10 protein-coding genes are annotated in these 15,402 nt (G+C 48.4%); 5 read left to right on the forward strand and 5 right to left on the reverse strand.

The window, feature by feature from the left end; all coding sequences use genetic code 11:
- Positions 1-35 precede the first annotated feature (35 nt).
- Together iolD and iolE are read right to left on the reverse strand one after the other, a co-directional pair.
- Positions 36-1,907: a 3D-(3,5/4)-trihydroxycyclohexane-1,2-dione acylhydrolase (decyclizing) gene (gene iolD, locus L4D79_RS08530; RefSeq protein ID WP_428649961.1), complete on the reverse strand. Its 1,872-nt coding sequence runs from the start codon at positions 1,905-1,907 to the stop codon at positions 36-38.
- Positions 1,908-2,016: 109 nt separating this feature from the next.
- Positions 2,017-2,910, reverse strand: coding sequence for a myo-inosose-2 dehydratase (gene iolE / locus L4D79_RS08535; RefSeq protein ID WP_428649963.1), 894 nt, complete (start codon positions 2,908-2,910; stop codon positions 2,017-2,019).
- A gap of 574 nt (positions 2,911-3,484) precedes the next feature.
- Here iolE and L4D79_RS08540 point away from each other — a divergent pair.
- The gene (locus tag L4D79_RS08540; protein WP_428649965.1) at positions 3,485-4,936 is read left to right on the forward strand and encodes a sugar porter family MFS transporter; all 1,452 of its coding nucleotides are present in this window, start codon (positions 3,485-3,487) and stop codon (positions 4,934-4,936) included.
- Positions 4,937-5,022: 86 nt separating this feature from the next.
- Here L4D79_RS08540 and L4D79_RS08545 read toward each other — a convergent pair whose 3' ends face one another.
- Positions 5,023-5,934, reverse strand: a complete 912-nt coding sequence (locus L4D79_RS08545; RefSeq protein ID WP_428649968.1) for a LysR family transcriptional regulator — start codon at positions 5,932-5,934, stop codon at positions 5,023-5,025.
- A gap of 199 nt (positions 5,935-6,133) precedes the next feature.
- On the opposite strand from L4D79_RS08545, the gene L4D79_RS08550 reads away from it, so the two are divergent.
- The 3 genes from L4D79_RS08550 (at position 6,134) to L4D79_RS08560 (ending at position 10,810) form a co-directional block, all read left to right on the forward strand.
- Complete coding sequence (locus L4D79_RS08550) at positions 6,134-7,915, forward strand: sodium:solute symporter family transporter (protein WP_428649971.1); 1,782 nt, start codon at positions 6,134-6,136, stop codon at positions 7,913-7,915.
- A 71-nt stretch (positions 7,916-7,986) separates the two neighbouring features.
- A complete protein-coding gene (locus tag L4D79_RS08555) occupies positions 7,987-8,538 on the forward strand; it encodes an acyltransferase (protein ID WP_428649974.1) in 552 nt (183 codons plus the stop codon).
- A 1-nt stretch (position 8,539) separates the two neighbouring features.
- On the forward strand, positions 8,540-10,810 hold the full coding sequence (locus L4D79_RS08560; protein WP_428649977.1) for a heparinase II/III domain-containing protein: 2,271 nt from the start codon (positions 8,540-8,542) through the stop codon (positions 10,808-10,810).
- Between the two features lie 76 nt (positions 10,811-10,886).
- Here L4D79_RS08560 and melB read toward each other — a convergent pair whose 3' ends face one another.
- On the reverse strand, positions 10,887-12,251 hold the full coding sequence (gene melB / locus L4D79_RS08565) for a melibiose:sodium transporter MelB (RefSeq protein WP_428649979.1): 1,365 nt from the start codon (positions 12,249-12,251) through the stop codon (positions 10,887-10,889).
- A 72-nt stretch (positions 12,252-12,323) separates the two neighbouring features.
- Positions 12,324-14,126 carry a glycoside hydrolase family 36 protein gene (locus L4D79_RS08570; RefSeq protein ID WP_428649982.1) on the reverse strand — a complete coding sequence of 601 codons (1,803 nt, stop codon included), beginning with the start codon at positions 14,124-14,126 and terminating at the stop codon, positions 12,324-12,326.
- Positions 14,127-14,298: 172 nt separating this feature from the next.
- Between L4D79_RS08570 and L4D79_RS08575 the strand changes: the two genes are divergently transcribed.
- Positions 14,299-15,351, forward strand: coding sequence for a LacI family DNA-binding transcriptional regulator (locus L4D79_RS08575; protein ID WP_428649984.1), 1,053 nt, complete (start codon positions 14,299-14,301; stop codon positions 15,349-15,351).
- The last annotated feature ends 51 nt before the right edge of the window (positions 15,352-15,402 follow it).

Below are 15,402 nucleotides of genomic sequence, written 5' to 3' on the forward strand. Positions count from 1 at the left end.
ATCGGCCAGACTCTAAGACCTTAGACACCAAGGCCTTAGACGCCTCGTCTCTGGGTAGCTCGGCCTTCTTCCCAATCCGCGACTTTCTTCGCCGTTTCTTCGTTGCGAGTCACTTCTGGTAAACCTACTTCCCACCAGCAGTCACACTTGGACCATGCCGCAGGAGATACAGGGTCGATATCCACCACAATCACATAAGTGCGGTCCGCTTCTTTCGCGCGGGCAAAGGCAGCATCAAACTCGTCAACAGACGTCAGTTTCTCGGAAATTGCACCTTGTGCTTCAGCGTGCTTGGCAAAATCGACACGGGCCAGTTCGCCATCTGGGCGGCGGCAGTCTTCAAGTAGGTTATTGAATGACTCGTTACCGGTGTTGTTCTGTAGTTTGTTGATAACCGCGAACCCGCCGTTATCACACACCACCACAATCATCTTGTGGCCAGTCAGTACTGATGAGTAGATGTCTGAGTTCTGGATAAGGTATGAGCCGTCACCAACCAGTACCACGACATCGTTGTCTGGGTTGGCAACTTTTGCGCCCCAGCCACCGGCAATTTCATAGCCCATGCATGAGTAGCCAAAATCGATATCGAACTTGCCGATCTGGTAGTTTTGCCAGTTCATAGAAAGCTCAGCCGGTAGACCACCCGCTGCTGTCAGTACGGTGTCGCCTTTTTCCATTGACTTGTTTAGCTTGCCGATCACTTCCGCGTAAGAAGACATGCCAGGTAGAAGATCACCCTCTTGTGGGTGGGTACGGCGGTGAACCAGAGCTTTCCACTCATCGGCTTCTGCTTTGGCTTTTGCCGACCACTCATCACCTGAACGCCAATCGCCAAGTAGCGTAGATAGCTTGGTCATCGATGTTTTGGCATCACCCAATACTGGGTAAGACATGTGCTTGATGGCATCGAATTTCGCGACATTGATGCTAATCAACTTCATTTCAGGATTCTTAAATACCGTCCAGGAGCCAGTAGTGAAGTCCTGCAGGCGGGTACCGATAGCGAGTACTACATCCGCTTCGTTAGCCATGTGATTGGCAGAATCTGAACCGGTTACACCGATTGGGCCTGCGTTCAGTGGATTGTCTTGGAGCATGGTGGCGCGACCGGCAATGGTCTCGACCACTGGGATGTTGTGCTTGCCAGCAAAGTCCGCCAGCTCGTCAGTGGCTAGCGAGTAGTGAACGCCACCGCCTGAGATAATCAGCGGCTTCTTCGCTTGCAGTAGAATTTCTTTTGCCTCTTCCAGCACGATCATTTCAGGCTCTGGGCGGCGGATACGGTGCACTTTCTCAGCAAAGAACACTTCAGGGAAGTCGTAAGCAACACCTTGGATATCTTGCGGCAAACCTAAGAATACCGGCCCACAGGTTGCTGGGTCTAGCATGGTATCTAGTGCTTGCGGCAATGTGTGCATTAGCTGGGATGGCGACAGCACGCGGTCCCAGTAGCGTGTTAGTGGCTTGAATGCATCGTTAGAGGTAACAGACGGATCTTCAAAGTTCTCCGGCTGTTGTAAAACTGGGTCTGGTAGACGGCTAACATAAGCATCACCAGCAATAAGTAGCAGAGGCAGACGGTTAGTATGTGCGATACCGGCAGCAGTAACCATGTTAGTTGCACCCGGACCAATTGAGCTGGTTGCAATACCAATACGGCGACGCTGATTCGCCTTGGCGTATGCAATGGCTGCTGTCGCCATCGACTGTTCATTCTGACCGCGCCAGGTTGGGATTTTATCTTCGATATTCTTTAGCTGCTGGCCAAAACACGTCACATTACCGTGACCAAAAATCGCAAAGGCCGTACCGAAAAGTTGTTCTTTCTTTCCATCAATTTCAATCATTTGTGCTGCAAGGTATTTAGCAAGCGCTTCAGCAACAGTCAGGCGTACAGTATTCATTGTCTTCCTCGATATTCAGTACCCGATGGGGTATCCCTACCCCAGCCCCACCTCCCAATTGGTGCAGCCGGGGATACTTTAGGGGGCTAATACCCCCAGGGGTTCTTTATTACAGGCCGTACTTGTTCGCGTAGCCATTGATGTTTTCAAAGGCAGTTTTAGCGAAAGTCAGTGGGTGCGCTTTTGCAGGATCCTGCTCGGCTTCAACCAGTAGCCAGCCTTTGTAGTCACGCTCTTTCAGTGCAGCGAATACGTCGTCATAATCAACGTCGCCAGTACCAGGAACGGTAAATACACCATCAAGAACTGCGTTAAGGAATGATTTGTCTGCATCGCGAGCGGCCTTCATTACGTCTAGGCGTAGGTCTTTAAAGTGCATGTGACCGATACGGTGGCCCCAGCGCTTGATCATGGTGACAGGGTTACCGCCGCCGTATGTGATGTGGCCTGTGTCCAGCGTTAGGTGAACTGCGTCGCCAGTGAGCTCCATCATTAGGTTGATGTCGTCTTCTGTTTCACAGATAGTGCCCACGTGGTGGTGGAAAGACAGCTTGATGTCATGCTCGTTGAGTAGGTACTCAGAAACAGTCGTTAGCTTCTCACAGTAAGCTTTCCACTCATCCATAGTCAGGATGACGCGCTGAGATAAAGGAGTGTTGATGTCGCCATGAACCGTGTTGCTCACCTCACCAAATACCATCGCCTTACAACCTGCCGCTTTCAGCAGTTTGATGTGCTCCTGCATAGCAGCAATTTCTTCGTCCGCGGTTAGCGTCATCAGGTTGCCGCTGTACCAGCCAGAAGCGAGAACCAGGCCGTGCTTTTCTAGAAGAGGGATAAGTACTTCTGGCTCACGTGGGTATTTAGTCCCTAGTTCAGTACCGGTAAAGCCCGCTTCTGCCATCTCACTCAAACATGTTTCCAATGGGATCTCACCACCCAATTCTGGCATATCATCGTTAGTCCAAGTCAGTGGGCTGATTCCGTATTGCACATTGCTCATGTTTGTTCTCCAACAATAACTTAAATAAAAAATTTAACGTGATGAGGTGATTTGCTTATTCTCTGGATTATGCTTTTTTGACACCCAAGTAAAGAACTTCGCTCTGTTCACCGTTCGCTTAACTTGGAAATCACTATAACCAAAAAAAACAAAATGAAAAATATTTTTCGATCATTGAAAAGCATTTCATTTTTTCGAAAAAAATAGAAACAACCCAGCAATCACGCGGGCTACGGCGATTTCTTGAGCAAGATCACAAACCAATAAATACAAATAAAAACAAATACTTACCCTAAAAATTAATTTTGAAAAATATTTTTCTTAATTTGATCGAGATATCATTTACGAATAAAAAGCCACTTTGGGTATAGCCGAGAGCAAATGATGCCCATATGATAAAACCATCACCTTATGAAAAAATATTTTCAAAGCAATATATAACTACTACAGATAAACGGGTGAAATAAAACAGCCGATACTCATACCCTACAGTGATTAGCGTATCGGACCGCTACCCAGCTCATGCTTATTCGATGGTTGAGTGAGAGAAGGGGAATATATCAAGGAGCAACACATGTCACCCACAACCGCGGCCGAGGCCCGAAAACATAATTTTGCTTACATTATTCGAATTTGTTGTATCGCAGCCCTAGGGGGAATTTTATTAGGTTATGATACCGCTGTTATTTCTGGCGCTATTGGTCCTATCAGAGAGCACTTCGGGTTAACCTCTGCACAAACTGGCTGGGCCGTATCAAGTGTTGTTCTAGGTAGTATTATCGGTGCCGTCAGTGCTGGCTGGTCCGCCCTCAAATATGGCCGTCGTAAAACCCTCTTCATTGCAGCCATCCTCTTCATGATTTCCGCCATCGGCTCTGCGCTGGCGACTACCTTTACTTTCTATGTCATGCTTCGCATCGTTGGTGGTATAGCCGTTGGCTTAGCCTGTGTGGTTTCACCTATGTACATGTCTGAAGTGGCGCCGAAAGACTTCCGAGGCCGTGCCGTCAGTATGTTCCAGCAATCTGCTGTTATTGGTCAGACAGGGGTGTTCTACGTTAACTACCTGATTGCCAAAGGCATGAGTGAAGCGTGGTTGGTTGATATGGGCTGGCGCTGGATGCTGGGCTCAGAAGTGCTTCCAGCCGCACTGTTTGCGGGTCTGTTGTTCCTTATCCCTGAGTCACCACGCTGGTTGGTACTGAAAGGAAAAGTCGATGAGGCTAAAGACACCCTATCGCGAATTTCCAATCCTAAGCATGCTGACCAGTTGATCGGTGAGATCCAAGCCTCATTGGCAGATTCAAACGCACCGGGCAAGAAGCAAGTCAGCCTGCGTTCACCGCTTCTGTTTGCTATCTTGGTGATCGGTACCTTCGTTGCTGCCGCCCAGCAGCTAACGGGTATCAACGTGATTATGTACTACACGCCGGAAATCCTAAGACCAATTACCGGTAGTACTGAAAACGCCCTGTTCCAGACCACCTTCGTCGGTGTTGTCTTCATCCTAGGTAACGCACTAGGTATGTACCTCATCGATAAAGTCGGTCGTTTGCCGCTGATGAAATACGGTACCTTCGGCTGTGCGGTAGGTATGACGGTAGTCGGTTATGTGCTTTACACCGGCACTGAAGGCTACGCGGCATTGTTCGCACTGTGTCTGTACGTTGTTTCCTACGCGACCTCGTGGGGTTGTGCATGCTGGACCATGATTTCTGAAATCTTCCCGAACAGCATCCGCTCCCGTGCAATGTCTATCGCGGTAGGTGCACAGTGGTTCACCGGTTTCATCGTCACCCAGTCGTTCCCGATGCTGAATGACAATGCCTTCCTGCGAGAACATTTCAACGGTGCATTCAGCTTCTGGTTGTTCGCTATCCTGTCACTGATTTGTATGTTTGTTGTGGTCAAGTTCGTTCCAGAAACCAAAGGTGTCAGTCTGGAGAAAATGGAAGAAGTGATGGCCAAGAAACTTGGCAAGAAAGTTCCTGCTCCTGCAGCTACTGAAGCACAAGCAAACGCATAATCCATTTGCTCCACCAAATTCCAACTGCTCCACATTTGGACCAACCAACAGGCTTACCTCGGTAAGCCTGTTTTTTTATGTCTGCACTAGCTTTGCAGCATCAACTGAATATCTGGGACTTTGTTCAGGCACGCCTTCACCAACTCCGATAACTGGGGGGCCATCCCCTGACGCTTGTAATACATATACAAGGGTAATACCAAATTCACTTCATCAATCGGAACACAGACACAGTTATCCTGGGCAATGAATTTAATACACTTCGGCGCAATGGATATACCCAAACCAGAGGACACAGAGGTCACCAAGTGGCGCATATTATCTGGGTGGCAGGTAATGTTGGGCGAAAAGCCATTTTCCTGACAAAGCAGCTGGATATGTTCGTACATTTCGGTCCACTCGTGGGGCCGGAACAGAATAAACCGCTCATTGCGCAGTTCACTCAACGACAGCGCTTTACGATCTGCCAGCGGGTGGGTCAAGGGCAAAATAGCCATTAGCCTGTCTGAATAGATCTTCTCGACCATAAACTGATTACCGTCCAATTTCGGCTGCCGGCGGGAAAAGGCGATATCAATCTTGTTCTCGGTTAACGCTTGGTATTGCTCATCTGCGGCCATTTCATAAAGGCTGGTCTGGGTGTTGGGATTCAACGCCGTAAACCGGCTTAACAAGGTCGGTAAGAAGAACGAACACGCCGTTGCCAGATAACCGATATTGATCTGGCACTCCCCTTGCTCGGTGGTTTGCCCCACCAGCGATTTCACCCGTTTATCGTTGGCAATAATATTCAGCGCTTCTGGCAATAGTACTTCCCCTGCCTGCGTCAGCTCAACCTGGTGAGTTGTACGTTGGAACAGCTTTACACCCAGTTCGTTCTCCAGCTCTGACACATGGCGAGAGACTGTTGGCTGCACCGTATGCAGCTCCCTCGCAGCGGCTGAAAAGTTCTTTAATTTCGCTACGGTGATGAAAGTTCTGAGTGTTTTTATATCCATCCAACTACCATTCGTTATTTGTATTATTGTTATACATTAATATCATTTCCACCGATTGATAAGGATCTCTATAGTGAAACGTGTATCAGGTCTCATGCTTTTTCTCGCATGGCTACTTGCACTAAAACAACGAAAGGGACGAGACATCTCAACATTGTCTTATAACACCTCTGCCCTATCACAATAGGAACCTACCAATATGGATATCGATATTCTTGTCGTACTCGTGTACTTCATCTTTCTAATGAGCCTCGGCTGGGTGTTCCGCTCAGCAGCAGCCAATACCAGTGAATACTTCCGGGGAGGCGGCCGCATGCTATGGTGGATGGTTGGCTCCAGTGCTTTTATGATGGCACTGAGCGCCATGACCTTTACCGGCCTGATGGGAAAAGCGCTAACCAGCGGCATGTCAGTGGGTGTAGTATTTATTGCCAACGCCCTCGGCTACTTCTGTAACTACCTCTTCTTTGCCGCTAAAGCGCGCCAAATGCGTGTGATCAGCCCACTTCAGGGCGTAAGGTTACGCTTGGGAAAAGTGAACGAACAGGTCTTCACTTGGGCCAACGTACCACTCAGTGTGCTTCAGGCCGCAATCTGGCTAAACGGTTTGGCGGTGTTTACCAGTGCCGTTGTCGGGGTACCCCTTGAGCAAACCATCATCGGTGCCGGTCTGGTTGTACTGTTCATGTCGTTGGTCGGGGGAAGTTGGGCGGTTATCGCATCGGACTTCATGCAGATGATCATCATCACCGTGATGACGTTCGTCGCAGCCATGGTGGCGATTTGGAAATCGGGTGGTGTCGGTAACTTGATGGAAGTTGGCCTGCCTACCCAGCAGCTTATCGGTGATGGCTACAGCTACACCCACCTGTTCGTTGGCTGGTTTATCTGTATCTTCATCAAGCAGTTCTTCAGCACCAACAACATGGTCGACTCTTACCGCTTTATTGCCTCGAAAGATACCAAGAACGCCCGTAAAGCCGCTCTTCTAGCTTGTTCACTAATGATCCTTGGTCCAATGATCTGGTTCCTACCTGCATGGTTTGTCGCGGGTAACTATCCAGATGTAGCTACTTGGGGCTTGGAAGGGCTCGGCGACAAGGTGGCCGATGCGACCTACTACATCTTTGTTAGCCGCGAAATGCCTGTCGGTATGGTTGGCTTGATGCTGGCAGCCATGTTTGCAGCCACCATGTCTTCAATGGACTCAGCGCTGAACCGCAACGCCGGTATCATTCTGAAAAGTGTCTATGAACCATACTTCTGTAAAGATTTCTCTGAAAAACACCTGATGCTTGCCAGTAAGATCCTGACTGCAGTATTCGGTGTGGTGATCATCATTACGGGCCTGTTCCTGACCTCACTGAAAGAGTTCGGCCTGTTTGACCTGATGATGCTGGTCGGTACCTTGGTTGGCTTCCCGGTTCTTATTCCTTCCATCATGTGTTTCTTCATCCGCAAAACGCCTGACTGGGCTGGCTGGGGCACAATCCTTGTCGGTATGGGTGTATCTGCCATCATAGCCTTCGGTATCACACCGCAAACCATTGAAGCCTTGCTGGGCCTAGATGCGCCAATCAGCGCCCGTGAGTTCGCTGAAATGAAGTCAGTCACCTTGGGGGTTATCGGCCACATGTCGATTACGTTGCCGTTCTTTGTCCTATCTCGCTTCTTCTACAAAGAACCATCACCTGAGCGTGCTGCTGAAATCAACAAGTTCTTCAACAACGTCGATACCGAAGTGGTGGTTGAAGACACCGAAGCTAGCATCGTAATGGATAACAAACAGCACGATATGCTAGGCAAGATGCTGCTGACTGCATCACTATTCTTGGCCGCATTGGCCCTTGTGCCAAACCCATTGTGGGGCCGTGCACTGTTTATTGTGGTTGCATCAATTGTCGGCTTTATCGGCTTCTTGCTCCTGCGCTCTAAGCGCAAGTTGAATGAAGCCGTTGATGCCAAGCTGGTAACGAACTAAGCATCTTTAAATATTATTTTGAACGACTTGAGGTAGGAGCACCTTGCTCCTATCTCTTTTGGGAGACAAACATGTCAGTACAAAAACGATTCGGTGGCGAGCTGAGCGAAGAAGAATTCAAAAAATTCACGCTCTATACCACCCAAAGCGGTAATTTCGAGGATGATAACACCCGTGCCCAAATCCTCGGATTCCAAAACGAAGGAGTACGTATTGCTCCAGGAGCCATTGTTCGTATTGGCGACAACCAACCCGCTAAAAACGCTTATGTCGGCCTTTACTGCTATATCAACGGCGATGTAACCATCGGTGAGAATGTGTTGATTGGTCCACATGTATCGATTGTGGCTTCAAACCACCTTTTCGATCCAGCCACAGGCCACTTCAGCGGCCGTACCAGCCTCGAAAACGGTAAAGTCACTATCGAAGATGGCGCCTGGCTGACATCCGGTGTGGTCGTTACCCCCGGTGTAACGATTGGAAAAGCAGCGTTAGTGTGTGCCAATGCCGTGGTGACCCGCAATGTTGCTCCGCATGCCATTGTGGCAGGCTCCCCCGCCAAACAGATCGGGGAAATCAATCCGCAAAGCGGCGAATACGCCTGGTATAACAAGGAGGTGTAATATGCTGTCTCTACGCCGAACCCATGACTTTCAAAAGTTCGTCACCCCTGAACAAAACAAGCCCGCACAGGTCAACCCGCCGAGCTTCAACTGGCCGCAGTCAGACTATCACGATGTATATAACATCGAGCTGGAACATGTTGAAAAGCAACTTCAATGGCGTTGGGAAAACGTCAGTTCTCCTTTCAGGCTTCCGTTCATGCTTTCTTCAGGCCAATATCGCTGGCGAGTACAGGATACCCTGAACAACACATCACAGTGGATGACGTTTGCGATTGATGGCCAAACAGAGAAATACTTGCCACCCAGTGCCAAGGAGCTGTTTGAACAGTGCGCCGAACATGATCAGTTCTTGATGTATTTTGGCCATGATATTACTGAGGTTCGCGATGCATCAGCGCAATTTTACGAGACACTAAAAAACACAGCGACACTGGTCGATATCGATGCCATCGCTTACCCAACCCATTATCGCCGCGGCCAAGAAGAAGGCAAGCGCACCGCTATTACCAATGTGCGCAACTGGATTGATCGCGACTTGATGGCGCTGACCCTGCTCTACAAAATCTGGGGCGAGGAGGAAAACGGGGAGCAAGCCGTACAACTTATGTTGCGATTAGCTGAATGGAGCCCTGAAGGCCCAGCTTCGCTACTGCGCCCGTGCACTTGGGGCGACGAAGTTGGCCTGTCTCTGGCTCGGAACCTCTACCTTGCCTACCATTGGTTATCGCCGCTACTGACCGATAGTGAAAGAGAGTTCGTCAGACCAATGCTAGTACGCATTGCCTACCAGATGGAACAGCGTTTGGAGCAAGATAAATTCAAGCAGTTCCCCGGGCATTCCCATACTTCTCGCCTGCCCGCTTATTTGGGTGTGGCTGCTTTGGTGTTGCACAAGGAGTATGACGAACTGGTGTGCGAGCGCTGGCTCAACTACGCCTTGATGATCTATCAAAGTGTGTTGCCGTTTTACGGTGGTGAAGATGGCAGCTGGGCTGAAGGGCCTTTCTATTCATCGTCTTATAGCAAGTGGCATCACCCCTTCTTCCTGTCGGTCGAGCGGATCAGCGGATTCTCTTTCTATGAGCATCCGTTCTATAAAAATTACTGCCAATTTGCGATGGACTTTGTCGCTCCCGAGCAAGAGATTCACCCGTTTGGTGACGGCTTCTGGTGCAGACGCGATGGAAAAGAGTGGCCGGGCTTTTTTGCCCAGAACCCGCTGCGGATTTACGCCGAGCGTTTCGGTAACGAACAAGCCCGCAAAGCCTGCCAGCAACTGGAAGCGAAGATTGACGTGTTCCACCTGCATTTGCTTGATATCGTCCCGACAGTTAAGCAGTTAGCCTTTGCAAAGAGTGATGCCACTCCTGCGAGTAAAGCTGAGGAGCAGGCAAGTAGCCAAAGTGAACCGGTTTATAGCCAATACTATCCCTTTGCTGGACTCGGCAAAGCACAAACCGAAGGGTTAGCGCTTTACTACCGGGCGAGCCAATTTGGTAACAGCTCACACCGTCATGCCGATCAAGGTAATATCGCCTTGTTTGATGAGGGCGAAAGCATCCTCACCCCGAGCGGCAGTTACGGCTACCGGTTTGGCAGCGGTCATCACAACCAATGGACCCGCACCACCCAAGCCCATAACTTACCGCTATTCGTCGACAAAGAAACGGTCAGCCATGAGATCGGAGGAAAAGGCCAAATCCTTGATGACGAATCAGCGACCGCCAAGGTACTACGGCAAGAGCAGGGTACCGATTGGTCACTGGTTCAGCTCGAACTTGACCATGCCTATGAAGATACCAACCGCTTTACCCGTACTCTGGTAATGCTGGCTGGCAGAGGGGTATTGATTTGCGATCAGATCTCGCTGCACAAACCGCAGGCGATACAATGGCGACTACACTCGCCTCGTAACGCGGTTGTGGAAGGCAGCAAGGTTAACCTCTCAGGGCAAGGTAAGAACTACCAAGTAGGCTTACCAAGCCATGGCCATATCAAGCCGACGCTGTCGCATGGCTACGACGAAGACAAGTCACATGATGAGCCTGTGCTCTCGGATGCCAGTGAGCACATGTATCACCTTGAGTGGCCACTGCCTGAGCAAAAAGACCACTTGGTGATTTCATGCTGTGAGAAACAGCCGATCGCCTATCAGCTCGGTGCAGATCAGAAGCTAACCATTTTTTCTGATCAGGAAAATATCGTGCTTAATCTTAACAATGACCACATTGAAATCCGGCAGGCCGAGGATAAATTGGCTGTAGGCTGAGCTTTCAATTGTCACTAAACAACCCCCACCGGATGTGCATCAGGTGGGGGTTCATTTTTCCTGACAAACATTCAATCTAACTATATTTAAGCTCTAAGTTAGTCTGAATTCGGTCAAGCTCATCACCATTTAATAAATACATTTTGTTATAAATAAAATAGGAAACAAGACACAGCAATGCCGGTGCAAGATATATAACCTGTAACCCTGCCGTTGTTGCTTCTGTTTGCATTTGATTGGGTACATACCCGATAAGAGTTAGTGAAATACCGACAAGAAATCCCGTCAAAGCACCAGAACATTTACTCACCAGCGTATTCACCGAATACAATACACTTTCAGAACGAACATTATGTTTATCGTCACCATAGTCTACAGTATCAGCAACCATCACTAACACAATCAGCCAATATAAGGCAGAAGATAACCCGTTAAATATACCTGCCAAGCCGACCAACACGGTTGAGGTAGGTGCGAAATTAGCCGTTATATATAATGTTACTGCCGCCATTAACGGCATAAGCAGTGAGCAATTAAATAGGCGTTTACGACCGAACCGGTTAACTAATGGCTTGAATACAATCAGCGAGGCGACACCAAATATTCCTCCCCACAGCATGGAGATAGAGAATAACTTTGCATCACCCAGTACATACTGGAAGAAGTAAAGATTCAGGCCATTCATTAAATTAACAGCCACATTATAAAATAGCGCCATAACAATCAAGGCGAGAAACTGATCGTTTTTGAATATCGCAGTACGGGCACTTTTTAAATCAAACTTGCTTGCCGCCTCCGGATCTTCTTCGAAGTTCTGTTTGGTCCAGACACAGGTGATCACGGCACTGACAATCGCCAATATTGCAGCAATAACGCCAAACAACATATAACCTTGTCCCTGATCGCCATTGCCTAGGTAGTTGACGGCATACACACCAGCACCACCAGCCAAATAGCTCGCACCGGTGGCAAATAATCGAGGGTAAGGCATCAGCCCCTCTCGCTCTGACTTATCTAACGTGATAGTGGGTACTAACGACCAAAAGGGTGCATCTAACATTGTGTAGGTCATGCCCCACGCAATATAGGTAACGGCTATAAAGACTAACTGCGTCGTACCTTCGAGCATGTGGGCCGAAAACAAAGCGATGATACACACGGCATTCAAGATGTTACCGATCAAGATCCATGGCTTGTATCGCCCCCATCGCGTTTTGGTTTTGGCAACAATATATCCCATCATAGGATCATTGACGGTATCCCATACACGAGCAATCAAAAACACGGTGCCGATAAAGGCTGCTGAAACACCTACGACATCGGTATAGTAAAAGAACAGAAAGACATTAATAACATTTAACCCGAAGTCTTTACCAAAACCGCCCAGACCAAAACTTATCTTTGTACTTAAATCTACTTTATTACTTATAGCATTAATCATAGCGTTACCTATTATTGTTGGATACTAGATGGTGCTGCTGTTAAATGGTGCTGTTGTTAAGTGGAGCTGTTATTAAATGTTCACTTTTTCAATTTTCAAATAACCGGATTTTGGAATGGGTATTTCCTTAATCCCATTCAATTCCATATTTTGAATGTCACTCACTTTTTGGCCAAGGCAGTCAAATACAGATATATTTGCCATAACAGTTTCTACTGATTTAATACAGACAGAATCTGCCATTGCACCATTGACCACGGTGATCATCTCTTCTTGGCCGGTAAAGACGTCACATATCATCGCAGCATGGAATGTGATCACTTTCTTTTTATTCAGCTGTGATTCGATAATGGGGTAGTGCATCTCTGGATAGCACGATTTCAACTTTCCATGTAACAAGACCGGCTTATGTTCATTCCAGAATGACAGCCAATGCCTGCACATCTGCAAATGTTCATCCGGTAGGGTGATCAAGTTGGGGGATATTTGAGGAACAGAAAATAAAGTATTAATAAACTGCAAACTGGCGCTTTCGGCAGTATCAGTCTCTGACCATATAAACATGTCGGAATGAATGGCGGTATTGCCAGAGAATAGCCTTAAATCCATGATCCCCACTCGGTTGGTTATCGAGTCATGAGGGCAGTCGTGGACACGGAAAATATTGCCGTATTTACGGATCATCGAGCCTATATAGCGCTGGCGGAATTCAATCAAGATGTCCGGTTTAATCGCCAGCAGCGATTCTCGGACCGCCATCATCAATCGGTCTACCGCCTCAGGCAAGGATTCCGTATCACGCTCCGCGTCAGGCACTAACGCTTTCCCTGTCGCCAAGCTCATATCGAACTCATCAATAAAGTCCAGTTTCAGCCCATCAAGGTGATATTCCCGAACAAGGCGGGTATACGTCCCGACAAGAAAGTCACGTACCTTCGGATAGCGAGGGTCAAGTGTGCCGGTTTGATTCTGCTCGCTGTAAAACAACAGGCTAGACTCAAACTCCTGCCAAACTCGGCATCCACGGCCAACAAAAGGAACACTCAGCCAAAGCAGGTATTTCATCCCCATGGCTTGAACCCGTTCTACATGGGCTGCCATGTCTGGGAATCGGTTGGCAGAGACTTCCCAATCGCCACAAAACTTATAACCACGGTTGCTGTCGTCGGTTTGCCAGCCATCATCAAGAATGATGGTTTTACATCCCATCTCGGCAGCAACCCGACACTGTTGCTCAATGTCGTCTTGCGACAAGTGCTGATGAAAGGCATACCAAGTCGAATACACCGGCTCCAATGCCGAGGCTGGCACCGGCATTTGGCTGTTGCCTATTAACTCTTCATGCCAACGGCTGATGCCGGAGAGAGCTTGGTGGTAATTCACCGCTGCCATATCAAGGCGCAACGTCGCGTGATACTCCGCCATCGGCTCTGTCGGCGTCGAGAACAGGTGCATGATGATCTTGGCGGCTTTATCTTCCTCGTATGCACCGGCATGGACACGGACAATGTTCTTCATATCCGAGAAGGCAAAGGCGACTTTATTTTTCCCCTCAAGGTTGTAGAAACAGCCAACGGGTGAAACATGGCTGATATGGCTGGAAAAATGGGGCCATATCTCTGGGATCCCCTTGTTGCGAATCGACTTGGGGTGGCCATGCAGGCAAGGCGTCCACAATGAATGCATGTCGTTCAAGTCGCAGGCCACATCCAGCTTGCACTCAGGAAAAACTCTTGGTGATTCGGCTTTAAGCGAGATATCGATAAAAATGACATCCCCTTCAATTCTGGAACTCAGGCCATAACGCAGTGAATCAGAGGGATCCCCGACTTCTAGGCAAACATTGAACTTACCGACTGATAGCAATTTTTTCATAATCGACCCATCTTGGAATTGTCTTCTTGAACTCAAGAACAGCTGTTCGTTGGTCAAAATAGTAGCACTAACAGCTGTTCGTAATTTGTGACAGGTATAATAATTTTGAATTTTATTGCGTAGCGTGATTCGGTATTATGGGTAAACGGGTTTCTAATTCACTGAAGTTACGATGAAAAATCAGAGAGCGATAAATAGCTCACAAATTGCAAAACTGGCAGGTGTGTCTCGAAGTACCGTATCCAAGGTGATCAACAACTACCCTGATATTCCTGAGGACACAAAAAAGAAAGTGTTGGCCGTCATCGAAGCGCATGATTACAAGCCAAACAAGTTTGCATCAGTGCTGAAAGGGATACCGCAGAAGGTGGTCGCTCTGTATATCCACGCAACAAAGAATGACATGGAAGCAGGTCACCTCGACAACCTCGATTCATCGTACGTGATGGGGATCATCTCCCACTTCATCTTTGCAGCCAAACGGCACGATCATTCCCTGATGGTCGAGTTGATCCATGAAAACGAAGATCAAGCGGAGATCGCCCGTCAGATCAAAGACAATTTCGACTCCAAAGCAATTTGTGCCGCCGTCTTTCTTGGTTTAACCGACAACTGTCGCTTTATCGATGCGTTGGTTGATGCCGGCTATAACATCGCCGCTATCGACAGGAAAGTGTCGACCTCCGAGTCAGCTTTTAATGTCACTACCGATGATGAAGAAAGTGCTTACTTGTCTACCCAGCACCTTATTACCAATGGCTACCATGATATCGCTTTGCTCGGCGGAGACCCTGCAAAGCAATCGGCAAGAAGTCGTGAAAACGGATACCTGCGAGCAATAGAAGAGAGTTCTCTCACCGCTAATATCATTGACTGTGGTTATTCTGAGAGCCTGGGGGCGAAGGCCGCTGACACCATACTGTCCCAGAAAGCGCACATCGATGCTGTGCTTTGTGCTTCTGATATTATTGCCTATGGCCTGATCAACCGCCTACGTGAAAAAGACGAAAGCTACCTGATGTCGATTGGCATCGTTGGCTTTGACAACATTGCATTTAATGCATACCAGAGACCGAGCCTGACTTCTGTTGCGGTTGACTATAAAGCGATGGCAGAGACTACTATCAATGCCCTGCTTAAGGATGACCAAGAACCTGAATATGTCATTCCGACCAAGCTGTTCACCCGAGATTCCAGCCAGCCTAAATCAGCCAAGCGGTCGTGATAATGACCAAAGGCTTATTCCTGCTCTCTCTGCTTCTAATATCAGGCTGCG

The organism is Photobacterium satsumensis (assembly GCF_050336935.1).
GTDB lineage: Bacteria > Pseudomonadota > Gammaproteobacteria > Enterobacterales > Vibrionaceae > Photobacterium > Photobacterium satsumensis.